25 protein-coding genes are annotated in these 23,443 nt (G+C 69.9%); 7 read left to right on the forward strand and 18 right to left on the reverse strand.

All coding sequences use genetic code 11. The features are described 5' to 3' along the window. Nucleotides 1-48: 48 nt before the first annotated feature. The 4 genes from Q0747_RS02530 to ychF form a co-directional block, all read right to left on the reverse strand. A complete protein-coding gene (locus tag Q0747_RS02530; protein WP_298251672.1) occupies nucleotides 49-459 on the reverse strand; it encodes a type II toxin-antitoxin system VapC family toxin in 411 nt (136 codons plus the stop codon). Next, a complete protein-coding gene (locus tag Q0747_RS02535; protein WP_298251673.1) occupies nucleotides 456-734 on the reverse strand; it encodes a type II toxin-antitoxin system Phd/YefM family antitoxin in 279 nt (92 codons plus the stop codon). Before Q0747_RS02535 ends, Q0747_RS02530 begins: the two co-directional genes overlap by 4 nt. 114 nt (nucleotides 735-848) lie before the next feature. Next, complete coding sequence (locus tag Q0747_RS02540; RefSeq protein WP_298251674.1) at nucleotides 849-1,661, reverse strand: aldo/keto reductase; 813 nt, start codon at nucleotides 1,659-1,661, stop codon at nucleotides 849-851. Between the two features lie 166 nt (nucleotides 1,662-1,827). Then, nucleotides 1,828-2,913: a redox-regulated ATPase YchF gene (gene ychF / locus Q0747_RS02545; RefSeq protein WP_298251675.1), complete on the reverse strand. Its 1,086-nt coding sequence runs from the start codon at nucleotides 2,911-2,913 to the stop codon at nucleotides 1,828-1,830. A 96-nt stretch (nucleotides 2,914-3,009) separates the two neighbouring features. Between ychF and rmuC the strand changes: the two genes are divergently transcribed. Continuing rightward, nucleotides 3,010-4,356, forward strand: a complete 1,347-nt coding sequence (gene rmuC / locus Q0747_RS02550) for a DNA recombination protein RmuC (RefSeq protein ID WP_298251676.1) — start codon at nucleotides 3,010-3,012, stop codon at nucleotides 4,354-4,356. 185 nt (nucleotides 4,357-4,541) lie between these two features. On the opposite strand, the gene Q0747_RS02555 is transcribed toward rmuC, so the two are convergent. Beyond that, a complete protein-coding gene (locus Q0747_RS02555) occupies nucleotides 4,542-5,639 on the reverse strand; it encodes a 4-hydroxy-3-methylbut-2-enyl diphosphate reductase (protein ID WP_298251677.1) in 1,098 nt (365 codons plus the stop codon). Between the two features lie 134 nt (nucleotides 5,640-5,773). Next, nucleotides 5,774-6,622 carry a hypothetical protein gene (locus Q0747_RS02560; RefSeq protein WP_298251678.1) on the reverse strand — a complete coding sequence of 283 codons (849 nt, stop codon included), beginning with the start codon at nucleotides 6,620-6,622 and terminating at the stop codon, nucleotides 5,774-5,776. Nucleotides 6,623-6,810: 188 nt separating this feature from the next. On the opposite strand from Q0747_RS02560, the gene xseA reads away from it, so the two are divergent. Together xseA and Q0747_RS02570 are read left to right on the forward strand one after the other, a co-directional pair. Beyond that, entirely contained in the window at nucleotides 6,811-8,214 is a 1,404-nt protein-coding gene (gene xseA / locus Q0747_RS02565) for an exodeoxyribonuclease VII large subunit (RefSeq protein ID WP_298251679.1), read from the forward strand. Further along, nucleotides 8,201-8,434, forward strand: a complete 234-nt coding sequence (locus tag Q0747_RS02570) for an exodeoxyribonuclease VII small subunit (RefSeq protein ID WP_298251680.1) — start codon at nucleotides 8,201-8,203, stop codon at nucleotides 8,432-8,434. The genes xseA and Q0747_RS02570 overlap by 14 nt, the downstream gene beginning before the upstream one ends. Nucleotides 8,435-8,443: 9 nt before the next feature. On the opposite strand, the gene Q0747_RS02575 is transcribed toward Q0747_RS02570, so the two are convergent. From Q0747_RS02575 to Q0747_RS02610, 8 genes are all read right to left on the reverse strand, one after another. Beyond that, nucleotides 8,444-9,283: a formate/nitrite transporter family protein gene (locus tag Q0747_RS02575; protein ID WP_298251681.1), complete on the reverse strand. Its 840-nt coding sequence runs from the start codon at nucleotides 9,281-9,283 to the stop codon at nucleotides 8,444-8,446. A 45-nt stretch (nucleotides 9,284-9,328) separates the two neighbouring features. Beyond that, entirely contained in the window at nucleotides 9,329-10,138 is an 810-nt protein-coding gene (locus tag Q0747_RS02580) for a PPK2 family polyphosphate kinase (RefSeq protein WP_298251761.1), read from the reverse strand. A 96-nt stretch (nucleotides 10,139-10,234) separates the two neighbouring features. Beyond that, nucleotides 10,235-11,452: a pyridoxal phosphate-dependent aminotransferase gene (locus Q0747_RS02585; RefSeq protein WP_298251682.1), complete on the reverse strand. Its 1,218-nt coding sequence runs from the start codon at nucleotides 11,450-11,452 to the stop codon at nucleotides 10,235-10,237. Nucleotides 11,453-11,548: 96 nt separating this feature from the next. Then, the gene (locus tag Q0747_RS02590) at nucleotides 11,549-12,505 is read right to left on the reverse strand and encodes an ABC transporter substrate-binding protein (RefSeq protein ID WP_298251683.1); all 957 of its coding nucleotides are present in this window, start codon (nucleotides 12,503-12,505) and stop codon (nucleotides 11,549-11,551) included. Continuing rightward, nucleotides 12,502-13,254: an ABC transporter permease gene (locus Q0747_RS02595; protein ID WP_298251684.1), complete on the reverse strand. Its 753-nt coding sequence runs from the start codon at nucleotides 13,252-13,254 to the stop codon at nucleotides 12,502-12,504. Before Q0747_RS02595 ends, Q0747_RS02590 begins: the two co-directional genes overlap by 4 nt. Continuing rightward, nucleotides 13,254-13,961 carry an ABC transporter permease gene (locus tag Q0747_RS02600; protein ID WP_367277643.1) on the reverse strand — a complete coding sequence of 236 codons (708 nt, stop codon included), beginning with the start codon at nucleotides 13,959-13,961 and terminating at the stop codon, nucleotides 13,254-13,256. The genes Q0747_RS02595 and Q0747_RS02600 overlap by 1 nt, the downstream gene beginning before the upstream one ends. Before the next feature lie 2 nt (nucleotides 13,962-13,963). Next, a complete protein-coding gene (locus tag Q0747_RS02605; protein ID WP_298251763.1) occupies nucleotides 13,964-15,082 on the reverse strand; it encodes an ABC transporter ATP-binding protein in 1,119 nt (372 codons plus the stop codon). A gap of 282 nt (nucleotides 15,083-15,364) precedes the next feature. Further along, a complete protein-coding gene (locus Q0747_RS02610; protein WP_298251685.1) occupies nucleotides 15,365-16,600 on the reverse strand; it encodes an MFS transporter in 1,236 nt (411 codons plus the stop codon). Between the two features lie 165 nt (nucleotides 16,601-16,765). Between Q0747_RS02610 and Q0747_RS02615 the strand changes: the two genes are divergently transcribed. Both Q0747_RS02615 and Q0747_RS02620 read left to right on the forward strand, forming a co-directional pair. Further along, on the forward strand, nucleotides 16,766-17,269 hold the full coding sequence (locus tag Q0747_RS02615; RefSeq protein ID WP_298251686.1) for an Lrp/AsnC family transcriptional regulator: 504 nt from the start codon (nucleotides 16,766-16,768) through the stop codon (nucleotides 17,267-17,269). Next, the gene (locus Q0747_RS02620; protein ID WP_298251687.1) at nucleotides 17,266-18,168 is read left to right on the forward strand and encodes a metal-dependent hydrolase; all 903 of its coding nucleotides are present in this window, start codon (nucleotides 17,266-17,268) and stop codon (nucleotides 18,166-18,168) included. Before Q0747_RS02615 ends, Q0747_RS02620 begins: the two co-directional genes overlap by 4 nt. On the opposite strand, the gene Q0747_RS02625 is transcribed toward Q0747_RS02620, so the two are convergent. The 4 genes from Q0747_RS02625 to galU all read right to left on the reverse strand — a co-directional run bounded on the left by Q0747_RS02625 (nucleotide 18,165) and on the right by galU (nucleotide 22,226). After that, nucleotides 18,165-19,502, reverse strand: coding sequence for a phosphotransferase (locus tag Q0747_RS02625; RefSeq protein WP_298251688.1), 1,338 nt, complete (start codon nucleotides 19,500-19,502; stop codon nucleotides 18,165-18,167). The genes Q0747_RS02620 and Q0747_RS02625 overlap by 4 nt on opposite strands. An 18-nt stretch (nucleotides 19,503-19,520) precedes the next feature. Then, complete coding sequence (locus Q0747_RS02630; RefSeq protein ID WP_298251689.1) at nucleotides 19,521-20,603, reverse strand: hypothetical protein; 1,083 nt, start codon at nucleotides 20,601-20,603, stop codon at nucleotides 19,521-19,523. A 93-nt stretch (nucleotides 20,604-20,696) separates the two neighbouring features. Further along, nucleotides 20,697-21,323 carry a GNAT family N-acetyltransferase gene (locus tag Q0747_RS02635; RefSeq protein ID WP_298251690.1) on the reverse strand — a complete coding sequence of 209 codons (627 nt, stop codon included), beginning with the start codon at nucleotides 21,321-21,323 and terminating at the stop codon, nucleotides 20,697-20,699. A 6-nt stretch (nucleotides 21,324-21,329) separates the two neighbouring features. After that, entirely contained in the window at nucleotides 21,330-22,226 is an 897-nt protein-coding gene (galU, locus tag Q0747_RS02640) for a UTP--glucose-1-phosphate uridylyltransferase GalU (protein ID WP_298251691.1), read from the reverse strand. 56 nt (nucleotides 22,227-22,282) lie between these two features. Between galU and Q0747_RS02645 the strand changes: the two genes are divergently transcribed. Together Q0747_RS02645 and Q0747_RS02650 are read left to right on the forward strand one after the other, a co-directional pair. Next, a complete protein-coding gene (locus tag Q0747_RS02645; RefSeq protein ID WP_298251692.1) occupies nucleotides 22,283-22,939 on the forward strand; it encodes a 5-formyltetrahydrofolate cyclo-ligase in 657 nt (218 codons plus the stop codon). Nucleotides 22,940-23,017: 78 nt separating this feature from the next. Further along, nucleotides 23,018-23,332: an FmdB family zinc ribbon protein gene (locus Q0747_RS02650; protein ID WP_298251693.1), complete on the forward strand. Its 315-nt coding sequence runs from the start codon at nucleotides 23,018-23,020 to the stop codon at nucleotides 23,330-23,332. Nucleotides 23,333-23,443 lie beyond the last annotated feature (111 nt).

Genomic DNA, 23,443 nt, shown 5'->3' on the forward strand with positions numbered 1-23,443 from the left:
ATGATTCTGGGTGGCATCAGATATCTCCTCCTGCACTGGTCAATTCGTTCAGCGCGTGTTCGTCGTTCCGGGGGCGATGACATCAAAACCTGCAGACCGCGCGGCCTCTCCGAGCCTGTGGTCATAGGTGAGGATCGCCGATACATCGAGCCGCATCGCCGCCTCCAGATGCAGAGCGTCAAGGGTGCGCAGATACGGCATTGGCAGGAAGCTGGCGCTGCGGTAGACGGCCCTGTCAAGCGCTGCAAGCCCGATGCCGTCGAGAAGACGAGTCACGTCGGACTGAGCGAGTCCCTCCCGCACCGCAACGCGGCGCAGCTCGGTCTCGAGCAGGTCGGTGGAGACGAGGTCGGCGCGCGTCTGGTCCAGCCAATCCAGGAGTGCCGGGCTCTCAGGCTGGTCGATCAACAGTGCAGCCAGAGCGGAGGTGTCGACGTAGATGACCGGGCGGCTGGTCACCGGTCGCCGCGCAGGTCGTCGAGGATCTCGGTGAGACTGTGCTCCGAGGTCTTGCGTTCGACAGCCAGTGCCCTCCAGCCACCCTCGCGGCGGGTCGGCCGAGCGATAGGCAAGGTGGCAGCGGGCGCATCGAGTGGCACGATCCGCCCCACAGGCACCCCGCTGTTGGTCAGGACGAAGGAGTGGCCCTCGCTGACCGCGCGGAGTACCCGGCCAGACTCGTTGCGGAGCTCGCGCTGTGACAAGCTTTCGACCTGCGGTCCGATAGTGCTCACTCCCCTATCGTAGCGCCCGTGCTACGCGCTGATGAAAAGAGGCGCTCCTTGAAGGCACTCCGCGGCACCACCCCCAAGCGGCCGGGTTGGCGGTGATCCCGAAGCCAACGGGCGTCAAAGCATTTCGAGGGGTTCTGCGCGTGCCGGCGGCGGGAAAGCGCGATCGAGGCGCTCGAGATCGGTGTCGCTGAGGTGAAGGTCGCGGGCGGTGGCGTTCTCGAGCACATGCTCGGCAGTTGAAGCCTTCGGGATTGCGAGCACGCTGCTGGTGCGCATCGTCCACGCCAGAGCGACCTGCGCGGGCGTCGCGCCAAGCTCGCAGGCGATCTGTGTCAGATCCGGGTTGCCGAGCAGTCGTCCCTGCTCCACAGGCGAATAGGCCATGACGGGCATCTTCGTCGAAGCACACCATGGCATCAGGTCGAACTCCGGACCGCGCCGGGTCAGGTTGTAGAGCACCTGATCGGTCTGGCACCCCTCAGGCAAACTCCGGAGCTCGTCGGTGTCGAGATTACTCACACCCCACGCACGGATCGAGCCCTCGGCAATAAGGGACTCGAACGCAGCGACGGTCTCCTCGAATGGGAACCTCCCCCGCCAATGCAGGAGATACAGGTCCAGGCAGTCAGTACCTAGACGGTCCAGGCTTGCATGACAGGCCTCGATCGTCCCTGCTGCGGAGGCGTTCGAGGGTAGGACCTTGCTCACCAGGAAAACCTCATCGCGCCTACCCCTGATGGCTTCTCCGACAAGGTCCTCACTGCGCCCACTACCGTACATTTCAGCGGTATCGATCACGGTCAGGCCCAGATCAATACCTGTACGCAGCGCCCTGATCTCAGCGTTCCGGCCGGCAGGAGAGTCACCCAGGTTCCATGTTCCCTGCCCCAGAGCAGGAACAACAGTGCCGTCCGGAAAGGTAATCACACGCCAACGCTACAACTAGAACCATCAGCTAGCGAGGTGTGATGGGAGCCAAACCATGGGTCAGGTCAGCGTGTCACCGATCGGTGCAGCAGACCCGGCTCATGATGAATACGATGCCGCCCTCAGGGTTACAAGGGCTGCGTTTCTAGTCATTCGGGCGAAGGTTCTAGACGTTAAATCGGAACTCCACCACGTCGCCGTCGGACATGACGTACTCCTTGCCCTCGATGCGCACCTTGCCTCGGCTCTTCGCCTCGCTCATGGAGCCGGCGTCGACCAGGTCCTCGAAGGACACCACCTCGGCCTTGATAAAACCCCGCTGGAAGTCGGAGTGGATGACGCCCGCGGCCTCGGGCGCCGTCGCACCCTTCTTCACCGTCCAGGCACGGCTCTCCTTCGGACCGGCCGTCAGATACGTCTGCAGGCCGAGGGTGTGGAAGCCCACGTGGGCCAGCTGGTCGAGCCCGGACTGCTCCTGGCCGCTCATTTCGAGCATCTCCCGGGCCTCGGCCTCGTCGAGCTCCACGAGATCCGCTTCGAGCTTGGCGTCGAGGAAGATGGCATCGGCCGGAACCACGAGCGCACGCAGCTCCTCCTGGCGCTCCGGATTTCCGAGTACCGCGTCGTCCACGTTGAACACGTAGATGAAGGGCTTGGCGGTGAGCAGACTGAGCTCGCGCAGGTGCCCCATCTCGAGCTTGTCGCTCGCGATCGAGGAGAAGATCGTGTCGCCGCGCTCCAGCACCGATTGGACGGCCTGCATCGCGGTCAGCTGCGCAGCCTCGCGCTTCTTGATCTTCACTTCCTTCTCCACGCGCGGGATGGCCTTCTCCAGCGTCTGCAGATCGGCGAGGATCAGCTCGGTGTTGATGGTCTCCATGTCGGAGCGCGGATCCACCTTGCCGTCCACGTGGATCACGTCGGGATCGTCGAACACACGGATCACCTGGGCGATCGCCTCGGCCTCGCGGATGTTGGCGAGGAACTGGTTGCCGAGCCCCTCCCCCTCTGACGCGCCCTTGACGATGCCCGCGATGTCCACGAAGGACACGGTGGCCGGCAGGATCTGCTTGGACCCGAAGACCTCGGCGAGCTGCGCGAGGCGGGGATCGGGCAGATTGACCACGCCGACGTTCGGCTCGATCGTGGCGAACGGATAATTCGCCGCCAGCACGTTGTTGCGCGTCAGCGCGTTGAAGAGGGTTGATTTGCCGACGTTGGGCAGTCCGACGATGCCGATAGTAAGAGCCACGGGAGACAAGTCTACCGGGCGAGTCGCGAGCGACCAGGCGCCACCGGGTAGGTGTCGGTACCGCTGATTGTCGGAGGTTCCTGCGACAGTGTGGGCATGAGCACCACGGCCGTCCTCCTCGTCATCCTCGCGTTCATCCTCGGCTGCGCTCTCGGGGCCGCGCTGATCTGGCGCTCTCTCCGCACACGCAGCACCGACCTGCGCTCCGAGCTCGACGACGCCGCCGCGCGCCTGGGGCGGGCGACGACGGAGCTGGCCGCGGCCTCCGCTCAGCGCGACCTGCTGCAGCAGCACAATCGCGAGCTGACCGGCAAGACCTCGACCGAGAACGACGTGCTGCGCGCCCTCGCACCGGTGGCCGAGAAGCTCACGCAGGTGCAGCGGCAGGTGGGCCTGCTCGAGCGCGACCGCGTGGAGCAGTACGGGCAGCTGGCGCAGCAGCTCGACGAGGCACGCCTGTCCGACGCGCGACTGCTCTCCACCACGCACGCCCTCGCCGGTGCCCTGCGCAGCACCAGCGCACGCGGCCAGTGGGGCGAGGTGCAGCTGCGGCGCGTGGTGGAGGCGGCGGGCATGCTCTCCCGCGTCGACTTCCTGGAGCAGGTGTCCTTCACCGCGACGGACGACGCCGACCGCGCCCGGCCCGACATGGTGGTCCAGCTCCCGGGCGACAAGCAGCTCGTCATCGACGCCAAGGTCCCCCTGAGCGCGTTCCTCGCAGCCCAGGAACTGACGCGGGCGGGAGACGGAGCGGACGCTCCGCACGGGGCCACGTCCGATCGGGGCCTGGAGGCGCAGCGCGCGGAGCTGCTGAAGCAGCACGGCAAGGCCCTGCGCGCACACGTCGACGCCCTGGCCCGCAAGAAGTACTGGGAGGGCGCCACCAACTCCCCCGAACTGGTCATCTGCTTCATCCCGGTCGAGTCCATCCTCTCGGAAGCCCTGCGTGCCGATCCCGAACTGCTCGACTACGCCTTCTCCCGCAGCGTGGCACTGGCCTCGCCGGTCTCGCTGCTGGGCATCCTCAAGGGGGCGGCGTTCAGCTGGCGGCAGGCCGTCCTGACCGACAACGCACGCGAACTCTTCGATCTCTCCAAGCAGCTGTACGAGCGTTTGGGGACCATGGGCGGGCACGTGACCAAGCTCGGGTCATCGCTGAAGACCTCGGTGGAGCGCTACAACTCCTTCGTCGGGGCCTTGGAATCGCGCGTACTGCCGACGGCGCGGCGCATCGGGGCGTTCGACTCCGCATCCCTCGACGTGGTCGACGCCGCGGCCGACGGGGCGCTGCCGGGGACCGCGGGCGCCGACGTCAGCGCGATCGGCGCGGCCCGCGCCCAGCGGGCCGGGGCTCCGCGCGCAGCTGTGGAGCCGGCGGGCTCGATCGACGCGACGCCGCGCTCGCTCACCGCGCACGAACTGCTCGACGGCACCGCGGGCTAGCTCAGGGCGCCACGGTCTCCGATACTCCGTCTCCGATGGAAGGAGACGGCATGGATCCAGGGCGCGGGCCATCCCCGATTACCGCCGAGCAGGAGGCAACAACTGCCTCGCGCCGACACCCCTGCGTTCGAGAGGCCGACATCAGGTGACGCACGCGTGGTCCTCTGCGGGCCACCTCGCGAGCCTCAGTTCAGCGAACCGCGGTCCTGCAGCTGCCCGCGGCCGCCGCGTCCCTCGGACGGATCACCCATGGCCTTCAGCGCGGCGCGGATCTCCTTGGGCAGGGAGAAGATGATGTCCTCCTGCGCCGTCACCACTTCCTCGACATCCCCGTAGCCGTACTCGGCCAGGAGCCGCAGGACGTCCTGCACCAGATTCTCCGGCACGGAGGCACCCGAGGAGATCCCGATCGTGGCGACGCCCTCGAACCAGGACTCGTCCACCTCGTTGGCGAAGTCGACGCGGTGCGCGGCCTTCGCCCCGTACTCCAGGGCCACCTCGACGAGGCGCACGGAGTTGGAGGAGTTCGCCGACCCCACCACGATCACCAGGTCCGACCCGGGGGCGATCTTCTTGATCGCGGCCTGGCGGTTGGACGTGGCGTAGCAGATGTCGTCGCTCGGCGGATCCTGCAGTGTGGGGAAGCGCTCCCTGAGCAGATTGACCGTCAGCATGGTCTCGTCGACGCTGAGCGTGGTCTGCGACAGCCAGATGAGCCGCTCCGGGTCGCGCACCTGCACCTTGTCGACGTCCTCGGGGCCGTTGACGATCTGGATGTGCTCGGGTGCCTCGCCCGCGGTCCCCTCGACCTCCTCGTGGTCCTCGTGACCGATCAGGAGGATGTCGAAGTCGTCGCGCGCGAAGCGCTGGGCCTCCTTGTGCACCTTGGTGACGAGGGGGCAGGTGGCGTCGATGGTGCGCAGGCCGCGGTCCTCGGCGGATTGCACGACGGCGGGAGAGACACCGTGCGCGGAGAAGACCACGAGCGCACCCTCGGGCACCTCGTCGGTCTCGTCGACGAAGATGGCGCCCTGGGCCTCCAGGGTGGAGACGACGTGCAGATTGTGCACGATCTGCTTGCGCACGTAGACCGGCGGCCCGTAGTGCTCCAGGGCCTTCTCGACGGCGATCACCGCACGGTCGACGCCGGCGCAGTACCCGCGGGGCGCCGCCAGCAGGACCCGCTTGTTCCCGGTGACCGGCGCGGCTGACAGCACGTCCTCGGGAGTGCGGCGGCGGCGCGGAATGGTGGGCATGGGGACCTGAACGGTGGTACTGGTCATGAGACCGATCCTACCCGGTCGGCGTCGGCGGCCCCGTGGATCCGGGCGCTCCTGAAGCTCAGAGTCGACCCCGGAGCCGACCTTCGAGTACCGGCCCGTGACCGGGCTTCAGGTGCCGAGCCCCTGGCCGGACCTCAGCGGAACCTCCTGCGCCGTCGTCCGAAGGCCAGTCGCGCGGCGACGCCGATCGCCAGTGCCATGAGTCCGGCCACGAGCACCGGCAGGCCGGCCTCGGCGATGTCCGCTCCGGCCCGTCCCGCGAGCCCGTGGACGAAGACGTCGGCGACCGCGCCCAGGCCCGGTGCCCCGCCTGCCCACTGCGGGATCAGCCGACCCGCCAGCAACGCGAGGGCGCCGATCACCGCGACGCCGAGCCCGAGGAGCGCCAGGGTGGTGCCGTGCCGGCGGGCGATCAGCAGGGCGAGCACGCCCAGCACCCCCGCGATCGTGAGGTAGAGCGGCCAGGCCGTGACGGCGTCGGCCACCCAGCTCAGCATGCCGCCGCGTTCCAAGGAGCCGACCTCGACGGTGGTGTCCTCCGGGGTGGGGATGTCCACACCGAGACCGCCGGCCAGGCTCTCGGTCACGAGTCCGATGACGGGCGCTAGATCGAGGGTGATGACGGCGGGAGCGGGTTCGGCGGGATCCGGGGCCTGGGCGAAGGTCATGGCATGCGAGATCCGCAGCGTCCGGTCCCAGGCCGCGGGGTAGCCCGAGGTCTCGGTCACCGCGGTCACGGCGTCGCGGACGAGGGGTTCGAGGAACGAGACCACCTGGTCGGGAAGATTCCCTGCGCTCGTCGCCTCCTCCACCAGCGAATCCGTGAGCGCGGCCTGGAACTCGGCGTCCTCGGACAGCGGCGAGGCGAGCGCCACGAACCCGGACTCCTCCACGAGATTTCCGTCCACCCATGCCGAGGCCAGACCTCCCGCGGCAGCGACGAGGGCGAGCAGGGCCAGGACGGCAGAGACGAGAGTCCGCATGGGTTCCTTCGGTGGTGGTTACCCGGCCGATTATGCCCCGTCCCGCTGGGCGGTACCGCCCGGACCCGCCGCTGGCAGGCACGACGCCCACATAGCCGCCGCCGGGAGGTCGCCGGGGGTGAGGAGTGGTACAGATGGAGAGTCAGCTTCACGGACGGACAGCGGGGCAGCTCCCGGGACAGGACACCATGACACGCGAGGGAACGGGGACGCCGTCGGGCGCTCCACCCGGCCCGGCCACGGGAACGACGACGGTGCCGGCGACGGCCGCCGAGACCTCTCCCGACACGCCCTGGCCGCTGCGCCTGCTGTCCGCGAAGCTCAAGGCGCACATCGAGCGGGCTCCGGCCGCGTGGGTGGAGGGTCAGGTGATCGAGCTGACGCGCCGGGCGAGCATGTCCTACATCACGCTGCGTGACGTCGATTCGGAGGTGTCTCTCTCCCTGTCCGTCTACGGCTCGGTGATGGACCGCCTGGCCTCGCCGCCCGAGCGGGGCTCGCGCGTGGTGGCACGGCTGAAGCCCGACTTCTGGGTCAAGACCGGACGCCTGTCGATGCAGACCACCGACATCCGGCCCGTCGGGATCGGTGATCTACTGGCACGCATCGAACGGCTCCGCCAGGCCCTGGCGGCGGAGGGTCTCTTCGCTGCCGCGAGCAAGAAGCCGCTGCCGCTGCTCCCCCACCGGATCGGCCTGATCACCGGCCGTGACTCCGACGCGATGAAGGACGTGATGCGCAATGCCGCCCTGCGGTGGCCGGCCGTGGAGTTCGAGGTCCGCGAGGTCGCCGTGCAGGGCGTGAACAGCGTGGCCCAGGTCCGCGCGGCGCTCGGCGAGCTCGATGCCGACGAACGGGTCGACGTCATCATCATCGCCCGTGGCGGCGGGGCCCTCGAGGACCTGCTGCCGTTCAGCGACGAATCGCTCGTGCGCGCCGTCGCCCTGGCCGCGACGCCGGTGGTCAGCGCCATTGGGCACGAGGCCGACCGTCCGCTGCTCGACGACGTCGCCGATCTGCGCGCCTCCACGCCCACGGACGCCGCGAAGCGCGTGGTCCCCGACGTCGCGGAGGAGCTCGGCAGGATAGGACAGGCGCGGGCCGCCCTCGAGCGGGCCATCCGCAATCTGGTCCATCGGGAGGCTGAGAGCCTGGCAGTGCTGCGCTCACGCCCCTCCCTGGCGAAACCGGAAGGGATGATCGAGGTGCGCGAGGCCGATCTGGAGCGGCTTCGCTCACGCACCCACCGGAGCACGACGACGACGGTGGAGCGGGAGGCGGACGCGATCGGGCACCTGCGGGACCGGGTGCGCTCCCTCTCGCCGCAGAAGACGCTGGATCGCGGGTACGCCGTGGTGCAGCAGACCGATGGGCACGTGGTGAGGAGCCCGACCGAGGTGGCTCCCGGGGAGACCCTCCGGGTCCGGGTGGCCGATGGTCAGTTCGACGCCGTCACAGGTGCGGGTACCGCCTCGGTGACAGGCGAGGGCACCGGCGCGGTCCCCGCCCCGATCAACACCTCGATCACGGCCTCGGTTACCGGGCACCCGGCGGAGCAGACGACACAGGGAGAACAGCATGACGGACAGTAGCGATCAGCAGCAGGCCTCGGACGTGGGCGGGCTGTCGTACGAGCGGGCGCGGGAGGAACTCGTCCTCGTGGTCTCGCGGCTCGAGGCCGGGGGCGTGGGTCTGGAGGAGTCCCTGGCCCTCTGGGAGCGGGGTGAGGCCCTCGCGGACCGCTGCGAGGCCTGGCTCGAGGGCGCCAAGGTCAGACTGGCCGCCGCGCGCGAGAAAGCCGAGAACGCGTAGCCCCGGCCGCTAGCCCTCGTCGCGTACGGCCTCGGCGTCCTCGGGCGCGTCGTCACGGCGCTCCTCGATGAGCTCCTTGGTCCGCACGAGCCTCAGGAGCGTCACGAGGACGAGCCCGCCGAGCATGTTGAAGAGCAGCGTGTACCCGAACCATCCGATCCACTGCCCGTAGTCGATGTCGGCTCCGGACTGGATGGCCGCGAAGATGAGCAGCGAGTCCAGGATGGAGTGGAAGAGCTGCAGGCCGGCGAGCAGGAATCCGCCGATCATGGTGGCGACGATCTTGGCGACGTCGTTCTCCGTACCCTGCTGCATGCGGCTCATGAGCGTGATGGTGCTGCCACCCAGGACGGCCAGCGCCACCGTCTGCAGGGAGAACGGTGCATCGACGTAATGGTGGGCGCTCTCGCCCACCGTGGCCGACCACTGCGGGAACGCCTGCATGATGATCCAGACGAAGACCCAGCCACCGGCCAGATTCGCCACCAGGGTGCCGATCCACAGCTTTGCCAGCTGCGCGAGGCTGCCCTCCCTGGCGATGACGGCGCCCACCGGCATCAGGAAGTTCTCCGTGAACAGCTCACTGTGGGCGAGCAGGAGGGCCACGAGCCCGACGCCGAAGGCCAGCCCGGCCAGCAGTTCGTTCCCCGTCTCGTGCAGGACGGCGAGATAGGCCATGATCCCGAGGCCTATCTCGAAGCCACCGAAGACGCCGGTCACCAGGATGGTCCTCAAGGTCCGGTGGAGGCGTTCGGCCCCCTCGTCAATGGTCTTGTCGAAGGACTCCTTCAGCTCGTCCTCGACGGGCGCGTCGGAGTCTCCGAGCTGCCTCCTGCGTGCGTCGCTCATCCTGTCCTCTCAGCTCATGGCGCGGGGGGCGCACTCAGGCGAGGATCAACCTGCCTGGAGGCGCTTCTTCTCGGCCTCGACGTCGAAGGACGCCGTCGGCCAGCTCAGGTCCATCTCCTCGAGGGTCGCCGTGAGCAGGTGCTGCACGGCGAGTCGGGCATACCACTTGCGGTCCGCGGGAACCACGAACCAGGGTGCATCGGCCGTGCTCGTCCGCTGCACGGCGATCTGGTACGCCGCCTGGTACTCGTCCCAGTATGCGCGCTCGTCGACGTCGCCCGGGTTGTACTTCCAGTACTTGTCCTTACGGTCCAGCCGCTCCGCGAGCCGTTCCTTCTGCTCGTCCTTGCTGATGTGCAGCATGACCTTCAGTACCCTGGTCCCCGAGGACACCACGGTGTCCTCGAACTTGAGGATCTCCCCATAGCGCTTCTCCACCGCTTCGCCGGAGGACAGGCCCCGGACCCGGTGGATGAGCACGTCCTCGTAGTGGGAGCGGTCGAAGACGCCGATCATGCCCGGAGCCGGCAGCTCCCGCCGGATGCGCCACAGGAAGTTGTGCTTCTGTTCCTCGGGGGTGGGCGCCTTGAACGCATGGTGCGAGACGCCCTGCGGCTCCACCGAGCCCACCACGTGCCGCACGATCCCGCCCTTGCCGGAGGTGTCCATGCCCTGCAGGACGAGCAGGACGGCGGCCTCGCCCCCGGCACGGCTCTCGGCGAAGAGCTTCTCCTGGAGGGACGACAGCCGCTCCGCTCCGGCGGCCAGCGCCGCCTTGCCCTTCTTCTTGCCGCCGTCGAAGCCCGGGGTGGAACGTAAATCCACCGCCGCGAGGGAGAAGTCCGGTCCCGCCATGAGGAGTTGGCGCGTGGCGGCTGTCGTGTCTGCGGATTTCTTCACGGGTCCTCCTGGAGTGGGCCGAGCGGGCTGGGACGGGAAGGGCCGGGACGGTCAGGGCTTGTAGGTGGAGAGGAAGTCGCCCAGGCGCCCGATGGCGTCCTCGATGACCTCGACGCTGGGCAGGGTCACCATGCGGAAGTGATCCGGTGCCACCCAGTTGAAGGCGGTGCCGTGCGAGATCAGGATCTTCTGCTGCTTGAGCAGATCGAGGGCGAACTTCTCGTCGTCCCGGATGGGATAGACCTCGGGGTCGAGTCTCGGGAACAGGTACAGGGCCCCCTGGGCCACCTCGCAGCTCACGCCGTCGATGCCGTTGAGGAGCTCGGCCGCCCGGTTCCGCTGCTGCAGCAGGCGCCCGCCGGGCAGGATCAGGTCCTCGATGCTCTGGTAGCCGCCGAGCGCCGTCTGGATGGCGTGCTGTGCCGGCACATTGGCGCAGAGCCGCATGTTGGCCAGCAGATTGATGCCCTCGAGATAATTGGCGGCGTCCTGCTTCGGTCCGGTGATCGCCATCCAGCCGCTGCGGAAGCCTGCGATCCGGTAGGCCTTCGACAGGCCGCTGAAGGTCAGGCACAGGACGTCGTCACCGGCGACGGACGCCGCGTTGACGTGCACGGCGTCGTCGTACAGGATCTTCTCGTAGATCTCGTCCGCGAACAGGATGAGCCCGTGCTCGCGCGCTAGGCGGACGATCCCCTCCAGGACCGGGCGGGGGTAGACCGCCCCGGTGGGGTTGTTCGGATTGATCAGGACGATACCCCTGGTGTTCGGGGTGATCTTCGCGGCCATGTCCTCGAGGTCCGGCCACCAGTGGTCGTCCTCGTCGCATAGGTAGTGCACCGGGGTGCCCCCGGCGAGCGCCACGGACGCCGTCCAGAGCGGATAGTCGGGCGTGGGGATCAGGATCTCGTCGCCGACGTCGAGGAGTGCCTGCATGGCGAGGGTGATCAGCTCGCTCACCCCGTTGCCCAGGTAGACGTCGTCGACGTCCATCGAGGTGATGCCCCGGCCCTGGTAGTACTGGACGACGGCGGTCCGCGCCGAGTAGATGCCGCGGGAATCGCTGTACCCCTGGGCCTTGGGCAGATTGCGGATCATGTCCACGAGGATCGCGTCGGGTGCCTCGAAGCCGAACGGCGCGGGATTGCCGATGTTGAGCTTCAGGATCCGGTGTCCCTGGGCCTCCATGGCCATCGCGTGTTCCAGCAGCGGGCCCCGGATGTCGTAGAGGACATTGCGAAGCTTCTCCGACTGTTTGTACAAGACCATTGGATCAGGATGTCACAGCTCGGGCCCGGTCCGCGGGAACCCGTCGGGGTGCCGCGGGCCGGGCCCGAGGTGGTGGTGCAGGTACTACCGGGTGGATCAGCCGGCGAGGTCGTGCTCCTCGAGCCAGTCGGCTGCCGCCTCGGCCGGATCGCGCTTCTCCTCGCCGCTGACCTCGCGGTTCAGCGACAGGAGATCCTCGGTGGTCAGCTCGTCCGAGACCCTGTTGAGGATCTCCCGGGCGTCGTCACCCACCGTGTCCAGATTCACGAGCGGGAGGACCTGCTGCGCGATGAAGTTGTTCTCCGGGTCCTCGAGGACCACGAGGTCGTTGTCCTCGATCGACGGCGTCGTGGTGTAGATGTCGGCCATCTGCACGGTGTCGTCGAGCAGCGCCTTGAGCGTCAGCTCGCCGCCGCCGTCGTTGATCGCCTCCACCGTGGGCTCGCAGTCGTAATTCTCGATCAGGCCCTTCAGCCCCTGGGGGCGCTCCAGGTAGGTGCTCGGTGCACCCATGGTGAACTCCGAGCAGTAGGGGGTCAGATCAGCGATCGACTCGAGGTCGTACTCCTCCGCCGTCGCGGCGGTGACGACGACGGCGTCCTTGTCCTCCGCCTCGCTCGGCTCCAGCACCCCGAGATTGGCGTCCGGGGACTTCGCGTCCAGCGCATCGGGCAGGGCGTCCATGATCTCCTCGGCGGAGGCCGCCGTGGCGTCGGGATCGGCGAGCAGCAGCAGGTTGCCGCTGTATTCGGGGATCAGGTCGATGGAGCCGTCCTCGATGGCCTGGTAGTAGATCTCACGCGACCCGATGTTGGGCTTCGTGGTGGCCTCGACGCCTTCGGCGTTGAGGGCACCCGCGTAGATCTCGGCGATGATCTGGCTCTCCGGGAAATCAGCTGAACCGACAACGAGCGACCCTCCGGGGGCGTCGCTCTCCGCTTCCCCCTGGGGGTCGCTGTTGGCACCGCAGGCAGTCAACGCCAGAGCGGCCGTGAGACCGCCTGCCAGTCCCATCATGGCGCGTCGGGCGACGCGCGGGGCCAGGTTTGTCATGTTGTTCCTCCTTGTGCACTGGCAACGGCCTCTTGCCGGCCAGATTCCTGCTGGGATCCCGCGGCCGGCCGCGCGGTGCGCAGACCGGGAGAGATCGCAAATCGTTGGAGCAGCGCCATGACGCCGTCGACGGCGATGGCGACGGCGGCGATCACCACGGCGCCGCCGAAGAGTCGTCCGTTGTCGTTGATCTGGGTTCCCTCCACGAGGAAGACCCCCAGCCCGTCCGCCTTGGCGTAGGCGACCACGGTGGCGGTCGCCACCACCTGGAGTACCCCTGCACGCACACCGCCGAGCATGACCTGCAGGCCGTTGGGGATCTCCACACGGGTGAGGATCTGCCATTCGGTCAGGCCCATGCTGCGGGCGGCGTCCACCACGGTGCGGTTCACCGAGGAGACTCCCGCGTAGACGCCGCTGAGGACCGGCGGGACCGCCAGCAGGACGAGCGCCCAGACGGCGGGTAGCACGCCCCGGGAGAAGAGCAGGGCGAAGAGGAAGACCATGCCGAGGGTGGGCAGCGCGCGCAGGATGCCCACGCCCGAGACGATGAGGATGCGCCCCTTGCCGGTGTGACCCACGTAGAGGCCCAGCGGCACGGCGATCACCAGGGCGAGGAGCATGGTCAGGCCCACGTAGCCCAGGTGCTCCGCGATCCGCATGGGGATCCCGCGGGACCCCGACCAGTTCTCCGGATCCGAGAGCCACTCCCCCATCTGGACGAACAGATTGCTGCTCGAGTAGTCCATCAGGAAGCCACCGTCCGTGCGTCGAGGGCCGCGGCTCTGGTCCGGCGCGCCGTCGTGGCACGGGACCAGGGCGTGAGGACGCGCTCGAGGAGCACCAGGAGCAGATCCAGCAACAGTGCCAGCAGGAGCGTGATGATGATGCCCACGGCGATCTGCACCGGGTAGTTGCGTGTCAGCCCGTCCGTGAACAGTCGCCCGAGACTCGGCACCCCGATCAGTGCGCCGACGCTCACCATCGAGATGTTCGTGACGGAGATGACCCGGACGCCCGCGATGAGGACGGGGATGGACAGCGGAAGATCCACGGTGAGGAAGCGCCGCAGCGGCGTGTAGCCCATGGCGACGGCCGCCTGCCGGACGCCGTCGTCGATCGAGGTGAGCGCATCCACCGTGGAGCGCATGAGCAGGGCCACGGCGTAGATGGTCAGCGCCACGACGACGTTGACCATGCTGAGGATGCTCGTCCCGAGGACGAGGGGGAGGAAGACGAACATGGCCAGCGAGGGGATGGTGTAGAGCAGGGAGGAGCCGGTGAGCATGATCCCGGCGAGGGTGCGGTTCTGGCGTGCCAGCTGTGCGAGGGGCACGGCGAGGAGCACGCCGAAGACGATCGGCAGGACCGACTGCAGGAGGTGGTTGCCGGTGAGCTGGCGGAGCTGGCCGATGTTGGCCGGCACGTAGTCGACGATGCCGTTGATCCAGTCCACCCCTACACCGCCGTGTTGTAGTTGGCGCGTCCGCGATCGAGGCGTCCGGCCTCGATGAGTTCGAACACCTCCGCGGCCCGGACCACGCCGACCACCCGCCCGTCGTCGTCGACCGTCACGCCCAGACCCGACGGCGAGGACAGCGAGGCATCGAGGGCACGCCGCAGGGAGTCCCCCCGCGTGTACAGGGAGCCGCCCGGCACCGCGTCGGCCTGCGAGGTGACGGACTCGCGGGTGGCCTCGGGCACCCAGCCGTGCGGACGACCCTCCGCGTCGACGAGGAGCGTCCACGGCGAGTTCACGGTCACCGACGGATCGGCCAGCCGGCCGGTCTCGATGGTCTCGATGGGATGGATGGTGACGTCCTCGCCCTCCTGGAAGGAGAGGTGGCGGAAGCCGCGGTCCCGGCCCACGAAGCCGGCCACGAAGTCGTCGACCGGTGCGCGGAGGATCTCCTCGGGGTCCGCGAACTGCGCGAGCCGCCCGCCGACGGCGAAGACCGCCACCCGGTCCCCCAGGATGGTCGCCTCGTCGATGTCGTGCGTGACGAACACGATGGTCTTGGCCAGGTCGCGCTGCAGGCGGACCAGTTCGCTCTGCAGCTCCGCGCGGACCACGGGGTCCACGGCGCTGAAGGGCTCGTCCATCAGGAGCACGGGCGGATCCGCCGCCAGCGCCCGGGCCACCCCCACGCGCTGCTGCTGGCCCCCGGAGAGCTGCCCGGGGTAGCGGCGGCCCAGCTCCGGGGCGAGACCCACGACGTCGAGCAGTTCCTTCGCGCGGGCACGGGCCGTGGACCTCGCCACGCCGTTGAGGCGGGGGACGGTGGCGATGTTGTCGAGCACCGTGCGATGCGGCATGAGGCCCGAGGACTGCATGACATAACCCATGGAGCGGCGCAGCTCGGCCGCCTTCTGCTCCGCCACGTCCTGCCCGTCGAGGAGGATCCGCCCGGACGTGGGTTCCACCATCCGGTTGATCATGCGCAGCGACGTGGTCTTGCCGCAGCCCGAGGGACCGACGAACACGGTGATCTTCCCGCGCTCTATATCCATGGTGAGACCGTCCACCGCCGGTCGGCCGCGGTCGTAGGTCTTGGTGACGTCGCGGAACTCGATCATGGGGCGGGTGGTGGAGCCCTGCTCGGTGGATGTCATCTCAGCTGTGCCTTTCGTGGCAGGAGCTACTCGGCCGGGCTGCGCCCACGGACCACACACGCGTGGTTCCGGCTTGCCGTCTGGAGGGTTTGCTGGGCGGAACGCGCAGCAGTCAGTTCAAGCTGTCGGAGAATCCGAGTGTAACCATGACTGCGGAACCATGACGAACGAGGTGCGGTCCGACCGACCTCGCGCCGCGGCGCGCAGCCATGGTAGCGGCCCGGGTCGTGGCGTCGGGCGCGGGTCCTAGCGTCGGAGGCGAGTGACCAGCGAGGCCACGGCGAGGACGGCACAGGCCGCGCAGATGACGAGTGCGAACACCGTCACGGACGTGTCGAGGCCCCAGCGGCCCGCGGCAGCGCCGAGTCCGAGCACCGGGACCGCACTGCCCAGGTACGTGATGACGTACACGGCGCTCACGGTCTGGGCGTGCAGCGCGGGATCGACCTTCACGGACACCTCGTTGAAGACCACCCGGAAGGCCATGCCCTGACCGAAGCCGGCGACGACGCACGCCCCGACGAGCAGCGCCGCACTGCCCGTGGACGCGGCGACGGGCAGGAGCCCCGTTCCCAGCGCCATGGCGGCCAGTCCCACCGGCGCCACGAGACGGCCGCGCGGCGACAGGAGCTGGCTGAGGGCGGACGAGGCCAGGACGAGGGCGGCGAGGACGCCGATGACCGGCCGGGAGGTGGTGCCGGTGATCGAGGCGAACCAGGTGGGGGCGAGGCTGAGGGAGAAGCCGAACACCGCGAAGCTGAGGAAGCCCACGGAGGCCGCCGTCCAGAACGCGCGGCGGGCGTCCCTCGACACTCCGGGCCGGCGGGGCCGCAGGGCTGCCAGCGGCCGGACGGCATCCGCCGGCTTGATGGCGGGGCGGGCGTCGAGCAGCACCAGGGGCACCAGCAGGCTCGCCAGCACCACGAGGTAGACGATGAACGGTGTCCGCGTCGGGGCGGGCAGGAGGGACAGCAGGCCGCCGATCACGGGACCGGCCGCGACGCCGCCGGCCGAGGCCAGGAGCGTGAAGCGCGAGGCCCAGTCGGGGCGGGTGGGCAGCAGATCGCGCAGCGCCGCCGCGCTCGCACCCGTGGCGAGGGCCACCGCGCCACCCTGCAGGACGCGGCCCGCCGCGAGCATCGGCAGCGTCGTGGCCGCAGCGAACAGGCAGGCGCCGAGCAGACCGAGGACGACGGCGAGGACCAGCGCGGCGCGACGGCCGAGGTGGTCCGACCAGTGGCCCGCGAGCACGAGCCCGCCCACCAGGGCGAGCACGTAGGAGGAGAACGCGACCGCGACCGCGAAGGAGGTCAGCCCGAGATCGGCCTGGATGAGCGGGTAGAGCGGCGTGGCGAGATTGGCACCGATGAGCAGGGTGGAGATCACCGTGATGGCCAGCGCCAGGCGCACGGCGAGGGAGGCGTCCCATGCGCGGCGCTGCACGGTGGCCGGTCTCATGCGCAGTTCGTTGATGACGCTCATGTCCACCTCTTTCCCTCGATCTGCCGTGCCCGTCGGAGCAGTCCGACGCACTTGCGCCCGGACCTGTATAGAATGAGCTCTCCTGATCGCCGTGCAGTGTCCCTGCGCGGACATTTGAGCTCCGTGCGCAACACGGGCGGAACCGGCTGACGGAAAGTGAGCTTCATGAGCAAGCTGGACAACCTCGACCTGCGGCTGCTGCTCGAACTGGTGCGTGATCCCCGGGCCCAGGTCAGCGAACTGAGCGACACCTTGGGCGTGGCCCGGAACACGGCGCAGAGCAGGATCCGCCGTCTGCTGCGCACCGGTGCGGTGCGCGGGAGCGGACGCGAGATCGATCTCGAGGCGCTCGGCTACGATGTGATCGCCTTCATCACCATCGAGGTCTCCCACCGGGAACTCGACGGTGTGATCGCGGGCCTGCGCACCCTGAGCCAGGTCCTCGAGGTGCACGAGATCTCCGGCCGCGGTGATGTCTGGTGCCGGGTCACCGCGACCGACACGCACAATCTGCAGTCCGCACTGCGCTCGGTGCTGAGGATCAGGGGTGTGATCCGGACGGAGACGGTGCTGGCCCTGCACGAACACATCCCCTACCGGACGGAACCGCTGCTCGAGCGCCTGGCGCAGCACCCCACCGACACCACGAGGAGCACCGACAAGTCATGACCCTGCCGACCACCGACACCCGTGTCACGTACCCGCGCGGGGACACCGAGGCCACAGCGCGCGTGCTCCACGTGGCACCCCGACCGGACGGGCTCCTCGCCGTGGTGCTCGACACCACCGCCTTCCACCCCGTGGACCACGCCTGGCCCGATCAGAGCCCGGACCACGGGTTCCTGCAGCGCGGTGTCGAAACCTGGCCGGTGCAGGACTGCGTGGTCGGGGCCACCGACGGCACAGCCCTGCATCTCGGCAGCGAGGCCCCCGTCCGGAAGGGCACCGAGGGCTGGGCGTTCGTCGTCGTGCATCTCCTCGACGCTGGCAGCGCGGGTGGGCCCTCGGAGGGTGACGACGTGGTGGTGCGCGCGGACGCGTCCTACCGGGCGGCGGTCTCCGCCGGGCACACGGGCTGCCACCTGGCCTCGCTGGCGCTGAACCGGGCCCTGACGGACCGCTGGCGGAAGGACGTCGCTGCGGACGCCCTCGGCGCCCCGAACTTCGACGCCCTCGCCATCGACACGACGACCATCGGGGAGGCCTCCTCCGTGGACAGGTACCGCCTCGGCAAGTCGCTCCGCCGCAAGGGCTTCACGGTGGAGGGCATCGACACCGCGGCCGTGGCGGACGCGGTCAACGCCACGCTCGCACACTGGACCGCGACGGGGGCCACGATCGGCGTGGAGACCGAGGGACCGGGGCTCACCGACCGGCGCCGCTGGGTCTGCGAGCTGCCCGGGGAACGCGCGGAGATCCCCTGCGGCGGGACGCACCTCACCTCCCTGGAGGGCCTCGGTGTCACGGTCGCCCTGGCCCTCTCCGAGGTGGAGGGCACGCAGGTGCTCACCATGGACACCCGCGTGACCGGGTCCTTCGCCGACCGGGACGCCGCGGACCTCCCCTAGGCCCGGAATCCTCCGGGAGGGTGGCCTGCGCCGATCGACAGCGCCTCGGCCAGCAACCGCTCGGCGACGGCCAGCCGGGAGAGTGCCTCCGCCTCTCCCCCTCCGACCCGACGCCGTGCACCGGCCACCAGGGTGAGCACCACGGCCGCGGCCCTGGACCGGAGCGCCACGGGGTCGACGGACTCGTCGAAGACCCGCAGGAAACGCTGGACCGCCTGAGCCACGCGGACATGGCCCGCGTCCTGGCCGGGCAGCACGGCCAGGTGTCCCACACAGCATGCGAGATCGTCCACCAGGTGCCCGGGTCCGAGCGTGTCGAGATCCAGCAGTGCCGAGACCGCGGTGCCGCTGATGAACACATTCCCCCCGTGGAAGTCACCGTGGGTCGGCACGAGCGGGCCCGCGTCGCTCGCACGGACGACGTCGTCGATCCTTTGCGCGAGCAGTCGGATCCGGTGCGCCTCCGCCGGGAGCGCCGCCACGGCAGCCTCTCCGTAGTCGCGGACGCGGTCCGCCCAGGAGGGACGGGCCGGCAGCCCGAGCACCGACGCCGGCAGCGAGGCCAGCGTGCGCACCAGGATCCCCGGATCGATCCCCGCCGCCCCGTCCCGCAGCAGCAGCACGGCCAGGCGGTGGCCCGCAACAGGATGCATGGCGACGACGTCGAGCAGCGGGTCCGCGGCCAGGACGGGCGCCGGCACGCCTGCCTCGTGCAGCAGCGCGTGGCGGTGCGCCAGGGGCGCAGCCCTCCCCGCCCGCAGCACCTTCAGGTACCGGTGCTGGTCCCCGTTCCGGGCGAGTACCACGGCACGGCGCAGGGGCCGATAGGCGCGCAGCCGGAGCACGGTCTCCGCGGGCCGGGCTCCCCCGCCGAAGGCGAACGCCGTGGCGCGCCGGGGATCGAGGGCCGACGGCAGTCCCGGCAGCAGCGGGTCGGCCGGGTGCAGCCAGAGCGCCAGCGGGCTCCCGCCGACGGCGGGGAAGCTGGTGACGCCGCTCGGGTCACCCGGCAAGTGGCAGGAGGTGATGCAGGCCGTGGTCGGAGCGGGGGACGGCGGAGCGGCGGAGGGGCCGCCGCACACCACCGGCGAGGGCCTCGTGGCGATCGAGAAGACCCGGGTGACCCCGGCGCCGGGGCGGTGGTGGAGCGATCCCGGGGCCCAGGAGGTGAGCTCCCAGCCCGCCGCGGCGAGCGCCGACCGCAGCAGGCCCTCGGGGGCCCTGGACCCGAGGAGACCGATCGTGTCCTGCTCGCGCAGGATCCGCCGCCGTCCGGGACCCGCCGCGTCCCGTCCCCGGGGGATCTCAGGGTCGACGAGCCGCTCCGCAGCCACGGAACAGCGAGGACCGGGTCAGGCGCGTCGGCGCTGCAGGACGCCGTCGAGGTCGAGGCCGGTGGAGCCGTGCTTCGCGGCTGCCTCTCCGGCACCCCGGACGGCGGCGCCGGTCGCCTCCTCGTGGGCCGTGGCCGTTCCCCGCCCCGCGTCCCCGTCCGCCGCGGCGGCCCTGCGCACGGCGGCTTCGGCGGCCTTGATCGGCACGGTCGTGGACGCCTTCGGGGCCTTCGGGAGATCGAGTGGGAGCGGGGCCACCCGCTCGGCCTTGGCGGCATCGACGTAGGTGGGGCGCGGGACCTCGACGGGCACCCACGCCGTGGCGCCCGCTCGTTCCCCCGCGTACGGGGTCGACCGGACCGGGGAGGCGTCCTCGGGAGCCGGGTCCTCCGGGTCGGCCGCGTCGACGTCCGGCCGGACGTCGACGGCCGAGGAGCCCTGCGCAACGGCGAGGGCCGCGGTCCTCAGCTCCATGGGCGTCAACGGCCGCGCGTCGGCCTCCTCGGCGTCGAAGAGGGCGGTGGCACGGACCGGTCCGGGCCGCGTGCTCGGGGCGGCGACCGGCTCGGGGTCCTCGGCGTAGGCCGGTCCCATGGCATCGGCGAAGGCGCGATCGACGCGGGCGCGGCGGGCGCGGACGGCCAGGACCCTCAGGAGTGCGATCGACGCCGCGCCCAGCGCGAAGCAGAGCAGCGGCACCAGGAGGGAGACGACCCCGAAGACTCCGAGCAGGAGCGTGACGAGGCCGACGGCGAGGGCGACCAAGCCGACGACCGCGATCGCGAGGCGGCCCGGACGGAGGACGAGGGAGGGTGTGCGCCGCGATGCTCCGGCCGGGGCCGCGTGGCCCGTACCGGAGTCGGCCGGCGCGGTAGCAACTGCGCTGTCGGCGGGACGGTCGGCCCCGTCCGGTGTCGTCATGTCCTGTGGTGTGGTCATCAGCATGATCCCCCTCGCGCGATCCGCGCCGGCCCCCGCGGCCGGCTGTCCGGTGGTGGCCATGTCGGGGAGACTCCGGCGGAGCGCCGAGGGCGCCACCCAGACCAGCCAGAGGCCGACGACCGCCACGAGCACCAGGGAGCTATCCAGAGAGAAGACCACACCTAGAACGGTAGGAGTCCAGGGCTCCGCGAGGGCGTATTGGCCCCGGTGTGTCGGGCGCGGATGTGGTCCGGGGGCAGCAAACCGGCCCGATCAGTCGCGTCGGGGCCGGTTCTCCGACCAGGACGCGAGCAGACCGCGCGGCACGTCCTCGGCCGTGAGTGCGAAGCTGCGGTGATCCGCCCACTGCCCGGCGATGTGCAGGTACCGCCGGCGCAGCCCCTCGTCGCGGAAGCGGAGCTTCTCCACGACGCGCAGACTGGGCCGGTTCTCCGGCCGGATGTTGATCTCCATGCGGTGCAGGCCGAGCTCGTCGAAGCAGTAGTCCGTGGCGAGCGCGACGGCGGTCGGCGCGATGCCCCGACCGGCGCGGTCGGCGTCCACCCAGTACCCCAGGGTGGCACTGAGTGCCGACCCCCAGGTGATGCTCGAGACGGTCAGCTGCCCGACCAGCCGCGCGTCCCGCGATCCGGGCTGCTGCTCCGTGATCAGGAAGGGCAGGGCGAGACCGGCGCGTGCCTGGGCCGTGAGCGTCCGTACCATCTGGTGGTAGGTGGGCAGGTAGCCGTCCGGGTCGGGATTGGACGCCTCCCAGGGTGCGAGCCATTCGACGTTGCGGTTCCGCAGCGCCGTCCAGGTCCCCTTGTCACGGTGGCGGATGGGTCTCAGGACCACGGAGCCGGACCTGAGATTCACAGGCCAGCTTGCCGCCGACCACACGACGGGTCAGAGATCCTTGCTGAAGTTCTTGATCCAGTCCCGCAGGTCCGGGCCCAGATCCTCCCGCTCCGAGGCGAGCGTGACGACGGCCTTGAGATAGCTCAGCTTGTCGCCGGTGTCGTAGCGTCGCCCGCGGAAGACCACGCCGTACACCCCGGAGCCCTCGCCCTCGGCGGCGGCGAGGGTCTGCAGGGCGTCCGTCAGCTGGATCTCGTCACCCCGGCCGGGTTCGGTGGTCTCCAGCACCTCGAACACCCGCGGGTGGAGCACGTAGCGGCCGATCAGGGCAAGATTCGACGGCGCGTCCTCCACCGAGGGCTTCTCCACGAGCTCGTTGACGCGGACGTGGCTCTCGCCGTCGATCTCCGTGATGTCGGCGCAGCCGTAGGCGCTGATCTGCTGGGGGTCGACCTCGATGAGGGCGATCACGGATCCGCCCGTCCTGGCCTGCACCTCGATCATCGTCTCGAGCAGCGGGTCGCGCTCGTCGATGAGGTCGTCGCCGAGCAGGACGGCGAACGGTTCGTCACCGACGTGCAGCTTGGCGCGCAGCACCGCGTGGCCGAGGCCCTTCGGGTCACCCTGGCGGAGGTAGTGGATGTCGCCGAGCTCGGACGGACGGCGGACGGCCGCCAGCTTGTCGTGATCACCCTTCTCCTCGAGGGTCTGCTCGATGAAGGGGACGCGGTCGAAATGGTCCTCGAGTGCGCGCTTGTTGCGGCCGGTGATCATCAGGACGTCCGACAGCCCCGCATCCACCGCTTCCTGGACCACGTACTGGATGGCCGGCTTGTCCACCACCGGGAGCATCTCCTTCGGCATGGCCTTCGTGGCGGGGAGGAAGCGGGTTCCCAGGCCTGCCGCGGGGATAACGGCCTTCGTCACGCGTGATCGCAAAGTCATGGGGACCACACTACATAAAGAGGACGGGATCCCCCGGGCACGGGCACAATGGGGGCATGACACGCTCCGCGAGTGGGCCCGACGGCCACGATGACAAGGTCCGGCTGCGTTCGTGGCTCCGCGAGAGGCGCGACGCACTGGAGCCCGCGGACCGGGCCGCCCAGTCCCGGGACCTGGCACGCCATGTCCTGGACCATGTCGGCAGCACTGTCCCGCCATCCGGCGACGGCGCCCGGTCGACCATCGCGGCCTACCTCGGCGTGGCGCCGGAACCCGACACCATCGCGCTGCTCACCGCGTTGGCTCCCGACCACGACATCGTGGTTCCCATCTGCGAGCCCCGCTACCAGCTCTCCTGGGCGGCCTGGACACCGGGGACACCCCTGGAACGATCGGTCCGGGCACCGGTGGGAGAGCCCGGGGGCCGGAGGTTCGCCTTCACGGAGCTGACCGGGGTGCACCTCATCCTCGTGCCCGCGCTGGGGATCGACGAGGACGGTCAGCGGGTGGGTCAGGGCGGCGGCTACTACGATCGCTTCCTTGCCGACCACCCGCATGATGCCCCGGACGCCGTACCGCGTCTGGGCATCGTCTACCGGAGCGAGCTCCTGCCGGCGGGCCGAGTACCCGCCCGGCCCTACGACCAGCCGCTCCACGGTGCGTTCACCGCCGACGGCCTCCGCCTCTTCGGGGAGCGCGCCACACCCGTGTAGACTGGCACTCGACCCCGGAGAGTGCCAAGTGCAGTACCGAGCGCCCCGAGTCCTCGAAGTCCGTCCAGGAGGATCTCCATGCCCATGTATGCCTACGCCTGCAAGGATTGCGGCCACGCTTTCGACATCCAGCAGTCGTTCTCCGAGGACTCCCTCGCGGTGTGCCCGGAATGCAGCGGCGCCCTGCGCAAGAAGTTCAACAGCGTGGGCGTGGTCTTCAAGGGCTCCGGTTTCTACCGGAACGATTCCAGGTCCGGTCCGGTGAGCGCGGAGGCCGGCTCCGCCCCGGGCACCCCGGCGACCACCGCATCAGGCGGCAGCGCTGAGGGCACCAGGACCCCGACCTCGGACAGCTCGTCCACGACGCCCACGACGGCACCCGCCGCACCCTGATGCGTCGGCTCCTCCGCGGGCCCGCCGATGTCCTGCGGCGCCCGTCGGCACGGCGCGAGCCCACCGTGTGCCGGTCGACCGAGCGCCTGTCCACATAGCACCGTCCCGCCT

The sequence above is a fragment of the uncultured Arthrobacter sp. genome, assembly GCF_947493765.1.
Lineage (GTDB): Bacteria > Actinomycetota > Actinomycetes > Actinomycetales > Micrococcaceae > Arthrobacter_D.

Coding starts and splice junctions, on each gene's coding strand:
- rmuC (WP_298251676.1), top strand. CDS start 3,010: ATGAGCACCACGGCCGTCCTCCTCGTCATCCTCGCGTTCATCCTCGGC.
- Q0747_RS02555 (WP_298251677.1), bottom strand. CDS start 5,639: ATGACCAGTACCACCGTTCAGGTCCCCATGCCCACCATTCCGCGCCGC.
- Q0747_RS02560 (WP_298251678.1), bottom strand. CDS start 6,622: ATGCGGACTCTCGTCTCTGCCGTCCTGGCCCTGCTCGCCCTCGTCGCT.
- xseA (WP_298251679.1), top strand. CDS start 6,811: ATGACACGCGAGGGAACGGGGACGCCGTCGGGCGCTCCACCCGGCCCG.
- Q0747_RS02570 (WP_298251680.1), top strand. CDS start 8,201: ATGACGGACAGTAGCGATCAGCAGCAGGCCTCGGACGTGGGCGGGCTG.
- Q0747_RS02575 (WP_298251681.1), bottom strand. CDS start 9,283: ATGAGCGACGCACGCAGGAGGCAGCTCGGAGACTCCGACGCGCCCGTC.
- Q0747_RS02580 (WP_298251761.1), bottom strand. CDS start 10,138: ATGGCGGGACCGGACTTCTCCCTCGCGGCGGTGGATTTACGTTCCACC.
- Q0747_RS02585 (WP_298251682.1), bottom strand. CDS start 11,452: ATGGTCTTGTACAAACAGTCGGAGAAGCTTCGCAATGTCCTCTACGAC.
- Q0747_RS02590 (WP_298251683.1), bottom strand. CDS start 12,505: ATGACAAACCTGGCCCCGCGCGTCGCCCGACGCGCCATGATGGGACTG.
- Q0747_RS02595 (WP_298251684.1), bottom strand. CDS start 13,254: ATGGACTACTCGAGCAGCAATCTGTTCGTCCAGATGGGGGAGTGGCTC.
- Q0747_RS02605 (WP_298251763.1), bottom strand. CDS start 15,082: ATGATCGAGTTCCGCGACGTCACCAAGACCTACGACCGCGGCCGACCG.
- Q0747_RS02610 (WP_298251685.1), bottom strand. CDS start 16,600: ATGAGCGTCATCAACGAACTGCGCATGAGACCGGCCACCGTGCAGCGC.
- Q0747_RS02615 (WP_298251686.1), top strand. CDS start 16,766: ATGAGCAAGCTGGACAACCTCGACCTGCGGCTGCTGCTCGAACTGGTG.
- Q0747_RS02620 (WP_298251687.1), top strand. CDS start 17,266: ATGACCCTGCCGACCACCGACACCCGTGTCACGTACCCGCGCGGGGAC.
- galU (WP_298251691.1), bottom strand. CDS start 22,226: ATGACTTTGCGATCACGCGTGACGAAGGCCGTTATCCCCGCGGCAGGC.
- Q0747_RS02645 (WP_298251692.1), top strand. CDS start 22,283: ATGACACGCTCCGCGAGTGGGCCCGACGGCCACGATGACAAGGTCCGG.
- Q0747_RS02650 (WP_298251693.1), top strand. CDS start 23,018: ATGCCCATGTATGCCTACGCCTGCAAGGATTGCGGCCACGCTTTCGAC.